The 1,234-nt window shown below is 72.6% G+C and carries 2 protein-coding genes and 1 pseudogene; 1 reads left to right on the top strand and 2 read right to left on the bottom strand.

Features of this window, described 5'->3' with window-relative positions:
- Positions 1–226, bottom strand: a pseudogene (locus E1295_RS48160) (phosphatase); the annotation flags it as partial.
- A gap of 112 nt (positions 227–338) precedes the next feature.
- Between E1295_RS48160 and E1295_RS48155 the strand changes: the two are divergent.
- On the top strand, positions 339–776 hold the full coding sequence (locus E1295_RS48155; protein ID WP_132642101.1) for a sterol carrier family protein: 438 nt from the start codon (positions 339–341) through the stop codon (positions 774–776).
- Here E1295_RS48155 and E1295_RS48150 read toward each other — a convergent pair.
- On the bottom strand, positions 773–1,234 hold a 462-nt coding region (locus E1295_RS48150; RefSeq protein ID WP_220449275.1), incomplete at its 5' end, for a DUF4190 domain-containing protein. The genes E1295_RS48155 and E1295_RS48150 overlap by 4 nt on opposite strands.

Here is a 1,234-nt window from a genome sequence, read left to right as displayed (position 1 = left end):
CGCCCACCCCCGCCACCAGAGCGCCCAGCGCCCCGGCGCGCAGCACACCGCGCCGCGACAGCGCCTCCTTCACCACGTCGCCGAAATAGGCATTGCCGGTGGTGTTGGCCACGTCATGCGCGCACGCGTTGCCGCAGCGGAACTGACAGGTCAGCGCGGATCGGCCACCACTGTGCGGGGTGGAGATCAGCGGAAGCAGCCGACCTCCCGCCTCGGGGTTCGACACAGGTCCTCCATCGAAGTGCGGTCGTACGGCCGGGACGCTACGGCCACCGGCGAAACCCCAGGTGAACGAAGACCTCCGTCTTGATGAACGCTTCCCGGGAGACAATGGTCGCGTGTCACCACGCAAGCTCGACCCGGAAAAGCTCAGATCGGCCCTCGACGGCCAGCTCGTCGCCCTCGACGAACCCCCCTACGACGGGCCCCCTTCCGCCCTGCCCGACGCGCTCGTGGCCGCCGTGCTGGCCGCCTACGAGCGCGGGCTCCGACCCGAACGCGACGCGGCCAGGCAGGCGGTGCGCCACCTGCTCGACCGGCTCGCGAGCGCCGCGCCGGGCAGGACCGTCGAGGTGCGCGTGCCACCGTACGCGGCCGTGCAGGCCATCGACGGGCCCCGTCACACGCGCGGCACCCCGCCCAACGTGGTCGAGATGGACGGCCGCACGTGGATCGAGCTCGCGCTCGGCCGGCTCACCTGGGACGAGGCCCTGGCCGGCGGCGCCGTCCACGCCAGCGGGGCCCGCGCGGACCTGTCGGCGCACCTGCCGCTCTAGACGCCGCCGTTCATCCAGGGGAACTGGCTCTCGAAACAACGGTCGGCGAGCTCGGCCGGCAGGCCGGCGCACTCCTGCGCCACGTTCCACAACCAGAAGGCGACGACCGCGAACAGGACCAGCGACAGGGCGCTCAGCACGATGCCGGCGATGGCGCGGCCCTTGCCGGCGCGTTTGGCGAGGGCCACGCAGCCGAAGACTATCGACAGAAGGGCCGTGATCACACCCGTGAAGCACACGAACACGAGAAATGGGCTCGCCACACCCAGCACCAGCGAGGCGGTGGCCAGACCGCTGCCCGGCTTGGCCTGCTGGTAACCAGGGCCGGGCATGCCGTACGCGGGTTCGGGGCCGGGACCGTAGCCGGGCGGGCCGCCGTACGGGCTGGAGGGCACCGTACCGGGCACGGTCGGCTCGTCGTCACGCGGTCCCCCACCCGGGTTCGCCCCCTGCCGCCC

Source organism: Nonomuraea mesophila (assembly GCF_004352805.1).
Classification (GTDB): domain Bacteria; phylum Actinomycetota; class Actinomycetes; order Streptosporangiales; family Streptosporangiaceae; genus Nonomuraea; species Nonomuraea longispora.
Note: the sequence above shows the minus strand (reverse complement) of the source record. Positions and strands in the feature narration are given on the sequence as shown.